The sequence below is a fragment of the Curtobacterium sp. MCSS17_007 genome (genome assembly GCF_003234175.2).
GTDB lineage: Bacteria > Actinomycetota > Actinomycetes > Actinomycetales > Microbacteriaceae > Curtobacterium.
This window is the reverse complement of the sequence record NZ_CP126257.1, coordinates 2,346,736-2,361,930: the sequence shown is the minus strand read 5'-3', so window position 1 is coordinate 2,361,930 and position 15,195 is coordinate 2,346,736. Positions and strand designations below refer to the sequence as shown.

Here is a 15,195-nt window from a genome sequence, read left to right as displayed (position 1 = left end):
CGCACGCCGAGCAGGCGGCCGGCCCGGTCCTGTCGAGCATCGACGACGCGGTCGCCGCGATCGCCGCGGGGCGCCCGGTCATCGTCGCCGACGACGAGCACCGTGAGAACGAGGGCGACGTGATCCTCGCCGCGGAGCTCGCGACGCCGGAGTGGGTCGCGTGGACGGTCGCGCACTCGTCGGGCTTCATCTGCGCCCCCGTCAGCGCCGCGATCGCGGACGCGCTCGACCTGCCGCCGATGGTCGCCCGGAACGAGGACGTCCGCGGCACGGCCTACACCGTGACCGTCGACGCCGCCACCGGTGTGACGACCGGCATCAGCGCGCACGACCGGGCACGGACGCTGCGGGTGCTCGCCGACCCGACCTCGGTCCGCGACGACCTGCACCGACCGGGGCACGTCGTCCCGCTGCGGGCACGTCCCGGTGGCGTCCGTGAGCGCGCCGGGCACACCGAAGCCGCGATCGAACTGGTCACCGCAGCCGGGCTCCGTCCCGCCGCGGCGATCTGCGAGATCGTCGGCGAGGACGGCGAGATGATGCGTCTGCCGGCCCTCGTCGAACTCGGGGCGCGCGAGGGCGTGCCCGTCATCACCATCGCCGCACTCGTCGAGTGGCTCGACGCGGCCGACCGGGCAGCGGCGACGTCCGCGCCCACGGAAGGAACGACACGATGAGCGGAGCAGGAGCCGCGGAGCGCGACCACGTCGACGGCACGGGGGTCCGGGTGGCGATCGTCACCGGGCAGTGGCACGAGACCATCGCCGGGGGCCTCCTCGCCGGGGCACAGCGCGAGGTCGAGCGCCTCGGCGCGACGGCCCAGGTCGTCCCCGTACCGGGCAGCTTCGAGCTGCCGGTCGTCGCGAAGACCGCTCTCGAGTCAGGCTTCGACGCGGTGGTCGCCCTCGGCGTGATCATCCGCGGCGGGACCCCGCACTTCGAGTACGTGTCGAGCGCAGCCACGAGCGGGCTCACCACGGTCGCGATCGAGACCGGCAAGCCCGTCGGCTTCGGGGTGCTGACCCTCGACGACGAGCAGCAGGGGATCGACCGGGCAGGACTGCCCGGGTCGAAGGAGGACAAGGGCGCCGAGGCCGCGCACGCGGCGATCGCCACCGCGGTCTCGCTCCGGAGTCTCCGACAGCTCGCCTGACCGGACGACGCAGCGCCCCGCACCACGGACTCGTGGCGCGGGGCGCTTCGTCGTCCGTGGACAGGAGTCAGCACCCGGTGTAGTTTTTGAACATGTTCGAAAATGCGGGTACGGCGGGCAGCAAGCGGGACCGGACGCGGGGGCGCCTCCGCGAGGTGGCGCTGCGGTCGTTCCGCGAGCAGGGCTACGACGGGACGACCATGCGGGGGATCGCTGCTGCAGCGGGACTCTCGGTGGGGAACGCCTACTACCACTTCCCGACGAAGGACCACCTCGTCCAGGAGCTCTACGTCGAGGTGCAGCACGAGCACGTCGCCCTCGCCGGCCCCGCGCTCGACGGCGTCGAGGACCTGACCGAGCGCGTCGGTGTCGTGGTCCGGACCGGCCTGGCGAACCTGTCGGCCTGGCACGCGATCGCACCGCAGTTCCTCACCACCGCCATCGCTCCGGGCTCACCGAACAACCCCTTCTCCCCGGAGTCGGCCCCTGCACGTGACGTCGTCCTCGGACTCTTCGAGCGCGCGGTCTCGGAAGCCCGGACACGGGTGCCCGAGGAGCTGCACGCCGACCTCCCGCGGGCGCTGTGGACCGCCTACCTGCTCGTCACGCTCTTCTGGGTGTACGACGACTCACCGGGTCAGCGCCGGACCGACCGCCTGGTGGACGCGGCGCTGGGGATCCTGCGCTTCGCGCTGCCGATGCTCCGCGTCCGGCCCTTCCGGCGTTCCGTCGTGCGCATCGTGGGCATCGTCGCCGGGCGGGACGCATGAGCGACGACGAGGGGCGACCGACCGACCTCGTTGGGTTCCCCGTCGCGCCAGCACCCGGGTCGTCGGCCCGGCCCCCGGGGCGTACCTGGACCCTCGACGACTCGGTCGCACTCGAAGCACGCGCCTTCGCCTGGCTGATCGTCGTCGTGCTGCCGGCCCTCAGCCTCCTGCCGACGCTCGTCGGCCTCGTCGTCGCGCTCTTCCCGGGTGACGTCACCGTGGCGGACGCGACCGCGTCCCTCCCGTGGGTGGTCCTGGTGCCGGTGCTCTCCGCGATCCCGGCCCTCGTCGCTGCTGTCCTGGTGCTGCCGGTGACGTGGCTCGTCGGGCTCCGGCTCCGGCGCGTGCGTTCGGACCGGGCGCACGTGGCCTGCACCGCGCTGACCGCCGCGGTGCTCGCGACCGTCTCGACCGCCGTGGTCGCGGTCCTCCTGTCGGGCGGGTACGGCGATCCCCTCGTGGTCACCGGGTCGGCGCTGCCGATGGGGTTGGCCGCCGGTGTGGCGGGCGCCCTCGCTCGGCGCGGTCAGCTGCGGAGCGGCCGTGGGGCCGGTCCGACAGCGGAACCGGCGCCGTCCGCCTGATGCCGCTCGCGTGGGGTCGCGCCGCGGAACCGGCATCGAACCAGCTGTGGGGGGTGGCTCGATGTCGGCTCCGTGGTTCGACGCCCAGGCCGAGGCGCTCGGTGCACGGACGACGACGGCCCCGTGCCTCCTGGCGGAGGGACGGGGCCGTCGTCGTGTGGCTGCGGGTTACTTCTTGCCGAAGACGTGGATCGGCAGGAAGAACGAGATGGTCATGAGGAGCAGGCCGCCCATGAAGACGAACGCCTGGCCCGACTCCACCTGGAACGCGAACCCGAACAGGTACATCGACACCAGCAGCAGCAGGATCGAGAAGAAAGCGGCGATGACGCGGCCCACAGTGGTACCTCCGGTTCGAGCGGGTGGATCGCGACCAGTCTATCCCCAGGAATGCCGGGACCGGTTCACCCGCGTCGCGCGGACGGTCGGTTAAGCACCCGGTCGGGTCGCGATGAGGCGGTCGACGACCGCGAGCAGGGCGTCCATGTCGACCGTGCCCCGGTTCGGACGGAGGTCGGTGGCGATCGCCGCCCCGAGCGATGCCTGGTGGTAGAGCCCGTCGCCCAGGAGCTTGACCGCCTGCGCCGTGGGGACGTCACCGAGCGCGTCGACCAGGGTCTCGAGCCAGGCGTTCTCGGTCTCGTCGAGGGTCCGGCCGGCCTCTTCGTACCCGGCCTGCTGCAGCCGACTGGCCGCGAGCAGGGCCAGGTCGAGCTCACTGCCGACGTACAGGCAGTTCCGCACGAAGTACCGCGCGGCGCCGTCCTCGGCCTCGCGCATCCGGTCGACGTCGATCGCCGACAGGTCCGAGAGTCGCTCGCACAGCCCCTCGACGAGCGCGGCCTTCGAACCGAAGTGGTAGAGCAGGCCGCCCTTGGACACACCGGCCCGTGCGGCGACGGCGTCGAGGGTCGCCGGACGCTCGCCCTCCTCGCAGACGATCGCGACGAAGCTGTCCAGGACACGGTCACGGGCACTTGCCATGCGGACGAGTCTAGGGAACCGTCCGGACCGTGACGACCGATCGGTTCCGTGAACGTTCACGAACGCCTTGTCGCGCAGCACCCGCGGGGCTAGCGTCACCGTGACCGTGAAGGTTCACGACACGAACAGGATCCGCATGTCAGCGCAGACCGCGACCCCCTCGCCCACGCCCTCCGGGGACCCCGCCGCCGACGGCACGGCCGGCCCGGGCTGGGCCGTCCTCGGCCCGGGCGGCATCGCCCGCCGCTTCCTCTCGCAGCTCCCGGCGAGCACCGGCACCCTCGTGGCCGTCGGCAGCTCGTCTCCGGAACGCGCGCAGGCCTTCGCCGGGGAAGCCGCCGAGCACGGCTTCGCCGACGTCCGCGCCGGAGCGTACGACGCGGTGCTCGCCGACGCCGCCGTCGACGCGGTGTACGTCTCGACCGTGCACACCGGTCACGCCGACCTCGTGCTCCGCGCCCTCTCCGCAGGCAAGGCGGTGCTCTGCGAGAAGCCCCTCGCCCCGAACCACGGCACCGCCATGGCGCTCGTCGACGCCGCGCGCCAGGCGGGTCTGCCCCTGGTCGAGGCCTACATGTACCGCTTCCACCCGCAGACCGCGGCCCTGCTCGACCTGGTCCGCGACGGCGCGGTCGGCGAGGTCACCCACGTCGACGCCTCGTTCGCGTTCCGCGCCGGCGAGCGCTCCGGGCGCCTGTTCGACGTCGGGACCGCGGGTGGCGGCATCCTCGACGTCGGTGGCTACCCGGTCACGATGGTGGCCGCGGTGGTCCAGGCCGCCACGGGCACGGCCGTCGCCGAGCCGGTGGAGCTCACCGCCACCGGCACCCTCGGCCCGACGGGCGTCGACGAGTGGACGGTCGCGCGCCTGACCTACCGGGACGGCACCACCGCCAGCGTCCGGACCGGTGTGCGCGTGCAGGACGAGAACACCGTGACGGTGCACGGCACCCGCGGACGGATCGTGCTCACCGATCCCTGGACGCTCTCCGACGACCCGACCATCACGGTGCACACCGTCGACGACGACCCGCGCACGCTCTCGTTCGCGGGGGCCCGGCCGTACGCGCTCGAGGCGGACGCGACGACCGCGGCCCTGGCCTCGGGTGGGGTCGAGGCCGCACAGATGACGCTCGACGAGACGCTGGCCACCGCCCGGACCCTCGACCGCTGGCGCGCGGCGATCGGGCTGCGCTACCCGTTCGAGGCCGAGACGGCGGACATCCCGACGGTGAGCGGTCGTCCGCTGCGCGTGCGCGACGACGCCCCGATGCGGTACGGCGAGGTCCCGGGCGTCGGCAAGCGGATGTCGCGCCTCGTGATGGGCGTCGACAACCAGCCCGACCTCGCACACGCCAGTGCGCTCTTCGACATGTTCGTCGAGCAGGGCGGCAACGTCTTCGACACCGGGTACATCTACGGCGGCGGTGTGCTCGAGGGGCGGCTCGGCAGGTGGATCGAGAACCGCGGGATCCGCGACGAGGTGGTGGTGATCACGAAGGGCGCCCACACCCCGTACTGCGATCCCGAGTCGCTCACCCGGCAGCTGCTCGAGAGCCTCGAGCGGCAGGGCACCGACCACGCGGACGTCTACATGATGCACCGCGACAACCCGGACGTACCGGTGGGCGAGTTCGTCGACGTGCTCGACGAGCACCGACGCGCCGGTCGCATCCGCGTGTTCGGCGGGTCGAACTGGACCCCCGCACGGTTCGACGAGGCCAACGCGTACGCCGCCGCCAACGGTCGGCACGGGTTCGAGGTCCTCAGCAACCACTTCGGGCTCGCCGAGGCGTACGACGTGCCGTGGGACGGGTGCGAGCACGCGACCGACCCGGCGTCGAAGCGGTGGCTCGAGGAACGCCAGGTCCCGCTGCTGCCGTGGTCGTCGCAGGCCCGCGGGTTCTTCACCGGACGTGCCGCCCCGGAGGACACGAGCGACGCCGAGCTCGTGCGCTGCTACTACTCCGACGCCAACTTCGAGCGCCTCCGCCGCGCGCGGGAGCTCGGCGAGCGGTACGGCGTCCCGGCGACCGCGATCGCGCTGGCGTACGTGCTGCACCAGCCGTTCCCGACCTTCCCGCTGTTCGGCCCGCGGACCATCGCCGAGGCGCGGTCCTCGATGACGGGCCTGTCGGTCGAGCTCAGCCCGGAGCAGGTGGCGTGGCTGGACCTGCGCGCCTGACCGGGACCGACGCGACGGAGGACGCGGGCGGGGCCGGTCCGGTCGCGCCCGCGTCGCTCCGTCGGGCCCCACGCACCGTCGGCCTCCCGGCGAGCCGCGCGACGATCCACGACGTCGCGGCGGCGGCCGGGGTGTCCCGCCAGACGGTGACCCGCGCGATGAACGGTCTGTACGGGATCAGCGAGACGACGAAGGAACGCGTCCTCGCCGCGGCCGCCGCGCTCGACTACCGGCCGTCCCGGTTCGGGCGCGGGCTCGTGACGGGCGGGGACCGTCAGCTCGGGCTGGTGGTGAACGACCTGCGCAACCCCTACTCGCCCGAGCTCGCCGCCGCCGTGCTCGGGCTCGCGGCGGCGCGGGGGTGGGACGTGATGCTCGCCGACGTGGGCCTGGCGGGGGACTCGGACCGTGCGGTGCAGGCGCTCGGCCAGCAGACCGACGTCGTCGTCGGCTACCTCGGTGCCCGGGCGCCCGAGTGGATCGAGCGCCTCGGGCCGGTGCCCGTCGTCGAGCTCGACCCCGCCGGCGAGGTCCTCCGCGGTGCGGTCCGCATCGACCCCGCGGCGGCGATCGAGGAGCTCGCGGACCACCTGGTGCGCACGGGCGTGCGCCACCCGGTGATCGTCGACGCGTCGGACACCGGACGCCCGAGCAGCCGCGGTGGGCTCATGCTCGACGCACTGCGACGCCGCGGCTACCTGCCCGAGGTCGCCGTCGCCGACGCCCCGACGTCCGAGCACGGCGCGGCGATGGCCGCTCGTGCGCTCGAGCGCTTCCGCCGTGTCGACGCGGTGCTGGCCTTCAACGACCTGATGGCGCTCGGCGTGCTCGCCGCGTGCCGCCGTGCGGGGGTGGACGTCCCGCGGGACGTCCGGGTGGTCGGTGTCGACGGCCTCGCGCTCGGCACGCTGGTCGCGCCGACGCTCACGACGCTCGCGGTCGACCTCGATGCCGTGGCCCGCGAGGCGCTCGACCTCGCGCTCGGCATGCTCGCGGGGGAGCTGCCGCGCTCGGGGGAAGCCGTGCGGCGCACGGTCCGGCACCGGCTGCTGCTGCGCGAGTCCGCCTGAGCGCTCGCGGTGGGGAGGGCGGCCGGCAGGCGGACGGGAGGCTCGTGGGGACGCAGCCACGGGCCTCCCGTCCGCGCGTTGATTGCAGTTGCAACCATGACCGTCCAGACGGTACACTTACGGAGTCCTGACGGGGCGCGTGTCCATCCCGCGTCCCGTCTCGTCTGCCCCATCGAAGTGTCCGCCGTCGACCTGGTCCGGCTCGTTCCCCAGGGAGTCACCGTGTCCGCTCTGCTCACCAGCCCCGTCGCCACCGCCGTCACCGGCAGCCGCGCCCGACGGTTCGCGGCGCTCGCCGTGCTGATGCTCCCGGTGCTGCTCATCTCCGTCGACAACACCGTGCTGAGCTTCGCGCTGCCCACGATCGCGCGCGCCCTCGACCCCAGCGCGACGACCCAGCTCTGGATCGTCGACGCCTACCCGCTCGTGCTCGCCGGTCTGCTCGTCGTGATGGGCAGCATCGGCGACCGCATCGGGCGACGCCGGATCCTCGTCATCGGCGCGACCGGCTTCGCGCTCCTGTCCGTCGCCGCCGCCTTCGCGACCGAGGCCTGGATGCTCGTCGCCGCCCGCGCCGTGATGGGCGTCTTCGGCGCGATGCTCATGCCCGCGACGCTCTCGATCATCCGGAACGTGTTCGTGGACGCGGGGGAGCGCCGCTTCGCGCTCGCGGTCTGGTCGACGATGTTCGCAGCGGGCAACGCCCTCGGTCCCCTCGTGGGCGGCGTGCTGCTCGCGCACTTCCACTGGGGCGCGGTCTTCCTCGTCGCGGTGCCGATCCTCGTGCTCATGCTCGTCGGCGTCCCCTTCTTCGTCCCGGAGTCCCGCGACCCGCAGCCCGGGCCGGTCGACGTCCCGAGCATGCTCCTGTCGCTCGGCACCCTCGCCCCGACGGCCTGGGCGATCAAGTCGGTCGTGCACCCGGAGGAGCGCGGCTTCGCGATCGCGATGCTCGCCGTGGGCGTCCTCTGCGGCATCGCGTTCGTCCGTCGCCAGCTCCGGTCGCGCACCCCGATGCTCGACCTGCGGCTGTTCCGGAGCACCGCCTTCACGGGCAGCGTCCTCATGAACATGGCGGCGATGTTCTCGCTCACCGGGTTCCTGTTCTTCATCGCCCAGCACCTGCAGCTCGTCGCCGGGCTGGACCCGTTCGCCTCCGGCCTGGTACTCGTGCCGGGATCGGTCCTGACCATCGTGGCCGGGCTCGTCGTCGTGCCGATCGTCGCGCGGGTCGCGCCGCGCTGGGTGGTGGCGGTCTCCCTGACCTTCTCGGCCGCGTCCTACGCCATGGTCTCCGTGCTCGGGCACCACGCCTCGATCGTCGCGCTGGCGTTCGCCTTCGTGCTGCTCGGCATCGGGATCGGAGCGTCCGAGACCGTCACGAACGACCTCATCATCTCCACCGCACCCGCGGACAAGGCCGGTGCCGCGTCCGCGGTGTCGGAGACCGCGTACGAGATCGGTGCCGTGCTCGGCACGGCGGTGCTCGGGACCATCCTGGCCACCGCGTACCGGTCGCACGTCGTGGTGCCGGACGGGCTGGGCGGCGCAGCGCACACCGCGGCGCAGGAGACCCTCGGCGGCGCGGTCTCGGCGGCCGCTGACCTCGGCGGCACGGCCGGGCAGGCGCTGCTCGAGAGCGCCCGTGCAGCCTTCGACTCCGGTGTCACGATCACCGGAGCCGTCGCCGCGGTGCTCATGCTCGTCGCCGCGGCGGCGTCCGTGGTCATGCTCAGGCGCGACCGACCGCTCCCGGCGCGCCCGGGATCGGACGAACCTGGGAATCGTTGACCTGAACCCCGGTTGAGGTCCTACGTTGGGACGTGGCCGCGCAGCCGCGGCCGACCCCACCCGGAGGAACCCCACGACTGCCATGCCCGACGAAGCCCCGGCCACGACCGCCGACGCCTACAAGGCCGCCTTCCGCGGACACCCGGCCGGTGTCGCGGTCATCACCGCCGAGGGCCCGGACGGCCCCACCGGCCTGACCGCCTCGAGCGTCGCGAGCGTGGCGGTGGACCCGCCCGTCCTCGTGTTCTCGCTCTCCACCAAGTCCGGTTCCGCGGGCGTCGTGCTCGGGGCTGACGTCTTCGTGGTGCACCTCGTGGACTCGCTGAGCGTCGGCCTCGCCAAGCGGTTCGCCGCCACCGGCAGCCCGGCGGCGGACGACCCGATGTGGGGGACCCTGCCGACGGGGGAGCGCTACCTGCCCGCCGCCGCGACCGCACTGCGGTGCCGACCGCGCTCGACGACCGAGATCGGTTCGTCGACGGTCGTCGTGGCCGAGGTCCTCGACATCGTCGTCGGCCAGGAGCACGGGGAACCGCTCGTCTACCACAACCGGGAGTTCCACTCCCTCTCCGATCGTTCCCGGCTCTCCTGAGCCGCGGAGCCCGCCCCGCCAACCCCTGATCGAAAGGACCTCGCAATGGCCGAGTACACCCTGCCCGAGCTGCCGTACGACTACGCCGCGCTCGAGCCGCACATCAGCGGCAAGATCATGCAGCTGCACCACGACAAGCACCACCAGACCTACGTCACGGGTGCGAACACGGCGCTCGAGCAGCTCGCCGAGGCCCGTGAGTCCGGCAACCTCGCCAACGTGAACAAGCTCGAGAAGGACCTCGCGTTCAACCTCGGCGGTCACGTGAACCACTCGATCTTCTGGACCAACCTCGGCCCGGACACGAAGGTCCCGGAGGGCGAGCTCGCCGCGGCGATCGACGAGTTCTTCGGCTCGTTCGAGAAGTTCCAGGCACAGTTCTCCGCCGTCGCCACGGGCATCCAGGGCTCCGGTTGGTCGGTGCTCGCCTGGGACCAGGTCGGCCAGAAGCTCACCACCTTCCAGCTGTTCGACCAGCAGTCCAACGTGCCGCTCGGTGTCGTCCCGATCTTCATGCTCGACATGTGGGAGCACGCCTTCTACCTCGACTACCTCAACGTCAAGGCGGACTACGTCAAGGCCGTGTGGAACATCGTCGACTGGGAGAACGTCGCCGCTCGCTTCGCGAACGCCAAGTCGCAGTCCTTCGTCACGCTCTGACGTGCGGGGCGGTCACCACAGTGACCGACCGACGGACGGGAGGCGCGGTGCCGGTCGGCAGCGCGCCTCCCGTCCGTCGTCCGTGCGGTCCCTGCGGTCAGGCGGCCGCCAGACGGGCGCTCGACGCGAGCTCCCGCGCGATCGCCCGGATGGCGGCGTCGACGTCGGTGTGCTCCGGGTCGACCAGCGCGCCCCACTGGGCGCCCCGCGCGGACTCGACCGCGGCCCGCGCGGTGCGCTCCGCCTCGACGTCGCAGTGGCCGTGCGCGCGACACCAGGCCGCGAGCTCGGCGACGCGTCTGCGGTGTAGACGCTGCTGGCGGTCCCGGCCGTCCAGCGACTCCACACACCCGAGTTCGAACGTGAGCCGGACCGCCAGTGCCCGCTCCGGGGAGTCCAGTCCGCCGAACACCGCGACGAGGTGCTCGGTGAGCGAGCACGGGTCCGCGTCCGGGGCGAGCGAGCGGTCCTCGTCGACGGACAGGTGGTCGACGACGGCGTCGATCAGTGCCTCGCGCGTGCCGAAGTGGTACACGATCGGGTACGCGCTCGTCCCGAGCACGCGTCCGAGGCTCCGGACCGACGCGTCCTCGAGCTTCGTGTGTCGGAGGTGTCCGGCGACCTTGGCGACGATCGCGGGCTTGAGGGTCGGGTCGGGTCTCCTGGGCATGGTCCCTCCGGCGATGGTTCGAGTGGTGGTCCGCGACCGCGTGACCACGATCATCTGGAATGTTAGCGGATAGGTGTGACGAGGGCTGCCTGCTCGTCGCGTCCCCGTTGCCGTCTCGTGCGTCTTCCGTCTCACGGACTTCGCTGCGGCGCTCCGTGAAGCGGAGCAATCCTCGATTCCGCCTAGGATGGGAGACGTGTCACCCCTTCCCGAGCCCGTCCCGCCCCCTCCGGGCCCCGCAGCACCGCGCGCAGGACGGCAGGACGCGGGGCGCCGTCGCGGCGTCGGGAAACGCTTCCTGGTCGTCGGCGACGTCCTCGACGGCGTCCTCGTCCGGACCACCGCCGCCGCGATGGGTGTCCACGACCCGGGAGCCGTCATCCGCCACCGGCCGGTCGGCGCGGCCGGCAACGTCGCGACCTGGCTCGGGTGGCTCGGCGCCGACGTCGACCTGGTCGCCCGCGTCGGGGTCGACGACGTCCACCGGCACGAGCGGTCCCTGACCGACGCCGGCGTGCGTGCGCACCTCCGGTACGACGCCCGGACCACGACCGGTGCGCTCGTGTCGGTCCAGAACGACGCGGGTCGCACGACCATGTCCGACCCGGCGGCCAGCGGTGTGCTGTGCGCGGAGGACGTGCCGGACGAGCTCGTCGACCGAGCGGACATCGTGCACCTCACCGGCGCGGCGATGCTCGGCGGCGGGGCCGATCGGATCGCGGAACTCGTCGGACGGGCGCGGACGGGTGGCGCGCGGGTGTCGCTCGACCCCTCGTCGGCGGCCGTCGTCCGGGCCATCGGGTCCGGTGCCGCGACGGCGGCGCTCACCGGTGTCGACGTCCTCTTCCCCAACGTGCCGGAGGCGCTCGCCCTGACCGGGACCACGCGGCTGACCGAGGCCCTGCGACGGTTGACCGACGTCGTCCCGCTCGTGGTCGTGACGACCGGGGTGGACGGCGCGGTCGTCGGACGGCCGGGGCGGTCGCCGCTCCGCGTGCCGGCGGTGGTGACGACCGCGGTGGACACGATCGGCGTGGGCGACGCGTTCGCGGCGGGGTTCCTCCGCGCGTGGGCCACGGATCCGGTGCGCGTCGGTTGCGCCGCACAGGAGGGCGCGAGGCTCGCCGCCCGCGCGCTCGGGTTCGTCGGGGGCAGGCCACCCGTCTAGCGGCACGGCCGACAGCCCGCCGTTCAGCGCTCGGCGGGCTCGGCCGTCACGACCAGGGTCTGCACGCGACCGGCGGCGAGCGGGGCCAGGCGGATCTCCACGCGGAGGCGACCGGCGCTGCCGGGCAGCCACCACCGCAGCTGCGACGGCACCGCGGACTGCTCGTCCACCGGCTCGGCACCGAGGTCGGCGCCGACCGCCCGCACGGCCTCGAGCGCCGCACGCCGGCGCGCCGCCCACGGCCGGTCGAGTGGCACGTTCGGGGTGCAGATCGTCGACGCGAGGTCGGCGGCCTCGCGGTCGTCCACGTCGGGCGACGCCCAGGCCCGCAGGAGCGCCGAGACCGCAGACCGCGCCGCCCGGGCAGCCTCGACCGTGCGGCGGACGCCGGGTGCCGACCGCGACCCCACGCCGTCGCGGGTCTGCTCCGGCCCCGCCGCGCCGTCGGCGAGCGCCTCGGTGAGCAGCGCGTCGAGCGCCCGGTCGGCCGCGACGGAGACCTTCGCCTGGGTGGTGTTCTCGAACGCCACCACCCCGATCCCGAGCTCGGTCGACCACCGCATGTGCGCGGAGAAGCCGGGGTACCCACCGGAGTGCGAGACGATCTCGCCGGAGCGGGCGTCCTGCTCGACGAAGAGTCCGAAGCCGTAGCCGGTCACACGTGCCGACCCGGGGACGACCGCCGGCGGGACGACCCGCATCGCCTGCTGCATGGTCCGCCGGTCCGCGGGGGAGAGCGGGCCGGGTTCCGGCGCGTCGGACGCGGCGGACGCCAGGTGCCGGGCCCACCGCGACAGGTCGCGCACCGTGGAGAACAGGCCGCCGATCGCCGAGAAGGCGCCGGGCCCGGTCATCGGCTGCGGGGTCCAGGCGCCGTCGTCGTCCCGCTGACCGGTCACGACCCAGCCGCGGGCCTCGGCGGCGCTGAAGACGGTGTCCGTCAGCCCGAGCGGCCGGAGGACACGGTCCGTCGCCGCGCGGGTGAACGACGTGCCAGCCGCCCGGGCGACCGCGCGACCGAGCAGCGCGTAGCCGGTGTTCGAGTAGGCGAAGCGTGTGCCGGGCACCGAGTCGAAGAGCAGGCCGGCGCGCAGGACCGCGTCGAGGTCGTCGTCGCCGATCGACTCCTGCCGGTCCGCCCACGGGTCGTCCGTGGGCAGGCCGCCGGACATGGTGAGGAGCATCCGCAGGGTGGGGACGGGTGCGTCCGACGACGGCAGGTCGACCGCGGCGAAGGCCGGGACGGCGTCGGTGATCGGTGCGTCGAGGTCGGCGAGCCCGTCCGCCACGAGGGTGAGCAGCGTCGCCGCGGTCACGCTCTTCGTGCACGAGGCGATGCGGTAGACGGTGTCGGCGTCCGGGGCCTGCCCGTCGCCCCGGTCGCCGTGACCGCCCGAGGCTACGAGGCCCTGGCGGTCGAAGACGCCCCACACGCTGCTCGGCGTCGTGCCCGCGGCGACACGGTCGCGGAAGAGCGCGTCGATCCCGTCGAGGACGTCGGACGACGGGGTCACGCGCGGCGCATCTGCTCGTAGGCGTCGAGCGCTCGCTGTCGCGAGGCCCGGAGGTCGACCATCGGTTCCGGGCGGTCCTCGTCCGCGGGGACCCACCGCCGCACGTACTCGCGGTGCGGGTCGAACCGCTCGAGCTGGCGGTCGGGGTTGAAGACGCGGAAGTACGGGGCGGCGTCGAAGCCCGACCCCGCCACCCACTGCCAGTTCGCGGCGTTGTTCGCGGGGTCGGCGTCGACCAGTGTGTCCCAGAACCACTGCTCGCCGATGCGCCAGTCGACGAGCAGGTTCTTCACGAGGAAGCTCGCCGCTGCCAGCCGGACGCGGTTGTGCATGGCGCCGGAGTGCCAGAGCTCCCGCATGCCGGCGTCGACCAGGTCGTAGCCGGTCCGGCCGTGCCGCCAGCGGTCGAGCTCGTCCTCGTCGACGTCGCGCCAGGGGAACGCATCGAACGCACGCCGCACGTTCACGGTCGCGATGTCGTCGCAGTGGAAGTACTCGTTCCAGTTGAACTCGCGCCAGGCGAGCTGCCGCAGGAACGCCGGTGCCTGCCGGCGCTGGGCGGGTTCCAGGTCGCCGTGCAGGCGGTGCCAGACCTGGTACGGGCTGACCTCGCCCCAGCGGAGGTGCGGCGACAGGTCGCTCGTCGCGGCCATCGCCGGTTCGTCACGCTGGTCGTAGTCCTCGAGGGCGTCGTGCACGAACTGCTCGAGCTTGCGGTGGGCACCGGCCTCACCCGGCTCCCACGCGTCGCGGAGTCCGCCGGCCCAGTCCGGTGCCGTGGGCAGCAGCGCCCAGTCGTCGAGGTCGTCCGAGGGCACGTGGGCGGGAGCCGGCAGGTCCCGCGGCTGTGGCAGTGGGTGTCGCGGTTCGGGCATCGCCTGGGCGGCGCGCCAGAACGGCGTGAAGACCTTGAACGGCTCGCCCTGACCGGTGAGCACCGTCCACGGTTCCCAGAGCAGGTTGGCCGCGAAGCTGTGGGCGTCCTTGCCGTCGTCGACCAGGGCGCTCTTGATGCTCGCGTCGAGGTCCCGTTCGACCCTGCCGTAGCGACGGTTCCAGTACACCGCGTCGGCACCGGCCTGCGCGACGAGCTCGGGGATCACCGTCGCCGCACTGCCGCGGCGCAGCACGAGCCGCGAGTGCCGGTGCCGGAGCTCGGCGTCGAGCGCCGTCAGGGAGTGGTGCAGCCACCAGCGGCTCGCGGCCCCGACAGGACGGATGCCCGGTGTCTCCTCGTCGAGCACGACCACCACCGTCACCGGCCCACCGTGGTCGATCGCAGCCCGGAGCGCCGGGTTGTCGCCGAGGCGCAGGTCCTCGCGCAGCCAGACGACCGCGCCGCTCATGCCGACACCCGGTCGGCACCGCGGTCGCGACGCTCGGAGCCGCCGGCGGCGACGCGGAGCTTCGTGCAGAGTTCGGTGAGGGTCCGGAGCTCGTCGTCGTCGAGACCGGCGCCGACCTGCTCCGCGATCGTCTGTGCGTGCTGCACCGCGACGGAGCGGTAGACGTCGAAACCGTGCGCGGTGAGCGCGACGATGACCCCGCGGGCGTCGGTGGGGTCGGGCTGCTTCTCGACGAGGCCACGGGACGCCAGGCGGTCGACGAGACGGCTCACACTCGGCTGCGTGAGGAGCAGGTGGCCGGTCAGGTCGCGCATCCGGCACCGACGACCGGGCTGCGTCGACAGGTTGAAGCAGACGTCGTACTCGTTGAACGAGATCTCCCCACCGGGGAAGTCCGCGTTGAGTGCGCGCATCACGGTCACCTGGGCCCGGAACAGGGCCTCCCAGGCCGCGACGGCGGTCGCCTTGTCGCTGCGGCGTGCGTCGTCCACGGTCATCGTCCCTCCGGTCGTGCGTCGATCCACACTACCGACGCCGGGCGACAGCGAGAGCGGGTCGCGGGGGACAGTGGTGGGACCCCGCCGGGAGGGACGCCCGGCACGACGAAGGCCGGTCGCCTTCTGGGCGACCGGCCTTCTCCCTTGCACCAAGAGTGTCCTGCAATCACATTCCGCAGACGGTGCCACAGCAAACACTGCCTGCACGACC

At 73.2% G+C, this 15,195-nt stretch carries 15 protein-coding genes and 1 pseudogene; 10 read left to right on the top strand and 6 right to left on the bottom strand.

Features of this window, described 5'->3' with window-relative positions; translation table 11 throughout:
* Window positions 1-29: 29 nt before the first annotated feature.
* The 4 genes and pseudogenes from ribB to DEJ22_RS11165 form a co-directional block, all read left to right on the top strand.
* Window positions 30-644 (top strand): annotated as a pseudogene (gene ribB / locus DEJ22_RS11180) (3,4-dihydroxy-2-butanone-4-phosphate synthase); the annotation flags it as partial.
* Between the two features lie 29 nt (window positions 645-673).
* A complete protein-coding gene (gene ribH, locus DEJ22_RS11175) occupies window positions 674-1,153 on the top strand; it encodes a 6,7-dimethyl-8-ribityllumazine synthase (protein WP_111227198.1) in 480 nt (159 codons plus the stop codon).
* Window positions 1,154-1,245: 92 nt separating this feature from the next.
* Window positions 1,246-1,923, top strand: coding sequence for a TetR/AcrR family transcriptional regulator (locus DEJ22_RS11170; RefSeq protein ID WP_111227197.1), 678 nt, complete (start codon window positions 1,246-1,248; stop codon window positions 1,921-1,923).
* Complete coding sequence (locus DEJ22_RS11165) at window positions 1,920-2,507, top strand: hypothetical protein (protein ID WP_111227196.1); 588 nt, start codon at window positions 1,920-1,922, stop codon at window positions 2,505-2,507. The genes DEJ22_RS11170 and DEJ22_RS11165 overlap by 4 nt, the downstream gene beginning before the upstream one ends.
* 168 nt (window positions 2,508-2,675) lie before the next feature.
* Here the strand turns inward: DEJ22_RS11165 and DEJ22_RS11160 are convergent, their stop codons facing one another.
* The gene (locus tag DEJ22_RS11160; RefSeq protein ID WP_181430791.1) at window positions 2,676-2,846 is read right to left on the bottom strand and encodes a hypothetical protein; all 171 of its coding nucleotides are present in this window, start codon (window positions 2,844-2,846) and stop codon (window positions 2,676-2,678) included.
* Between the two features lie 90 nt (window positions 2,847-2,936).
* The gene (locus DEJ22_RS11155) at window positions 2,937-3,491 is read right to left on the bottom strand and encodes a TetR/AcrR family transcriptional regulator (RefSeq protein ID WP_111227195.1); all 555 of its coding nucleotides are present in this window, start codon (window positions 3,489-3,491) and stop codon (window positions 2,937-2,939) included.
* Window positions 3,492-3,627: 136 nt separating this feature from the next.
* On the opposite strand from DEJ22_RS11155, the gene DEJ22_RS11150 reads away from it, so the two are divergent.
* The 5 genes from DEJ22_RS11150 (at window position 3,628) to DEJ22_RS11130 (ending at window position 9,789) form a co-directional block, all read left to right on the top strand.
* Window positions 3,628-5,676 (top strand): aldo/keto reductase, encoded by a 2,049-nt coding sequence (locus DEJ22_RS11150; RefSeq protein ID WP_111227194.1) that lies wholly within the window; start codon window positions 3,628-3,630, stop codon window positions 5,674-5,676.
* Window positions 5,655-6,746 (top strand): LacI family DNA-binding transcriptional regulator, encoded by a 1,092-nt coding sequence (locus tag DEJ22_RS11145; protein ID WP_258379616.1) that lies wholly within the window; start codon window positions 5,655-5,657, stop codon window positions 6,744-6,746. Before DEJ22_RS11150 ends, DEJ22_RS11145 begins: the two co-directional genes overlap by 22 nt.
* A 222-nt stretch (window positions 6,747-6,968) precedes the next feature.
* Window positions 6,969-8,537, top strand: coding sequence for an MFS transporter (locus tag DEJ22_RS11140; protein WP_111227255.1), 1,569 nt, complete (start codon window positions 6,969-6,971; stop codon window positions 8,535-8,537).
* Window positions 8,538-8,619: 82 nt separating this feature from the next.
* The gene (locus DEJ22_RS11135; RefSeq protein WP_111227193.1) at window positions 8,620-9,129 is read left to right on the top strand and encodes a flavin reductase family protein; all 510 of its coding nucleotides are present in this window, start codon (window positions 8,620-8,622) and stop codon (window positions 9,127-9,129) included.
* 45 nt (window positions 9,130-9,174) lie between these two features.
* Window positions 9,175-9,789, top strand: coding sequence for a superoxide dismutase (locus tag DEJ22_RS11130; protein ID WP_111227192.1), 615 nt, complete (start codon window positions 9,175-9,177; stop codon window positions 9,787-9,789).
* Between the two features lie 97 nt (window positions 9,790-9,886).
* On the opposite strand, the gene DEJ22_RS11125 is transcribed toward DEJ22_RS11130, so the two are convergent.
* A complete protein-coding gene (locus DEJ22_RS11125) occupies window positions 9,887-10,459 on the bottom strand; it encodes a TetR/AcrR family transcriptional regulator (RefSeq protein WP_146241758.1) in 573 nt (190 codons plus the stop codon).
* A gap of 196 nt (window positions 10,460-10,655) precedes the next feature.
* Here DEJ22_RS11125 and DEJ22_RS11120 point away from each other — a divergent pair, with 196 nt between their 5' ends.
* Window positions 10,656-11,627 (top strand): carbohydrate kinase family protein, encoded by a 972-nt coding sequence (locus DEJ22_RS11120; protein ID WP_181430790.1) that lies wholly within the window; start codon window positions 10,656-10,658, stop codon window positions 11,625-11,627.
* 23 nt (window positions 11,628-11,650) lie between these two features.
* Here DEJ22_RS11120 and DEJ22_RS11115 read toward each other — a convergent pair whose 3' ends face one another.
* From DEJ22_RS11115 to DEJ22_RS11105, 3 genes are read right to left on the bottom strand one after another with little or no spacing between them, the layout of a single operon-like run.
* The gene (locus DEJ22_RS11115; protein ID WP_181430788.1) at window positions 11,651-13,141 is read right to left on the bottom strand and encodes a serine hydrolase domain-containing protein; all 1,491 of its coding nucleotides are present in this window, start codon (window positions 13,139-13,141) and stop codon (window positions 11,651-11,653) included.
* Entirely contained in the window at window positions 13,138-14,487 is a 1,350-nt protein-coding gene (locus DEJ22_RS11110) for a cryptochrome/photolyase family protein (RefSeq protein WP_111227188.1), read from the bottom strand. Before DEJ22_RS11110 ends, DEJ22_RS11115 begins: the two co-directional genes overlap by 4 nt.
* On the bottom strand, window positions 14,484-14,984 hold the full coding sequence (locus tag DEJ22_RS11105; protein ID WP_111227187.1) for a MarR family winged helix-turn-helix transcriptional regulator: 501 nt from the start codon (window positions 14,982-14,984) through the stop codon (window positions 14,484-14,486). Before DEJ22_RS11105 ends, DEJ22_RS11110 begins: the two co-directional genes overlap by 4 nt.
* Window positions 14,985-15,195: the final 211 nt, after the last annotated feature.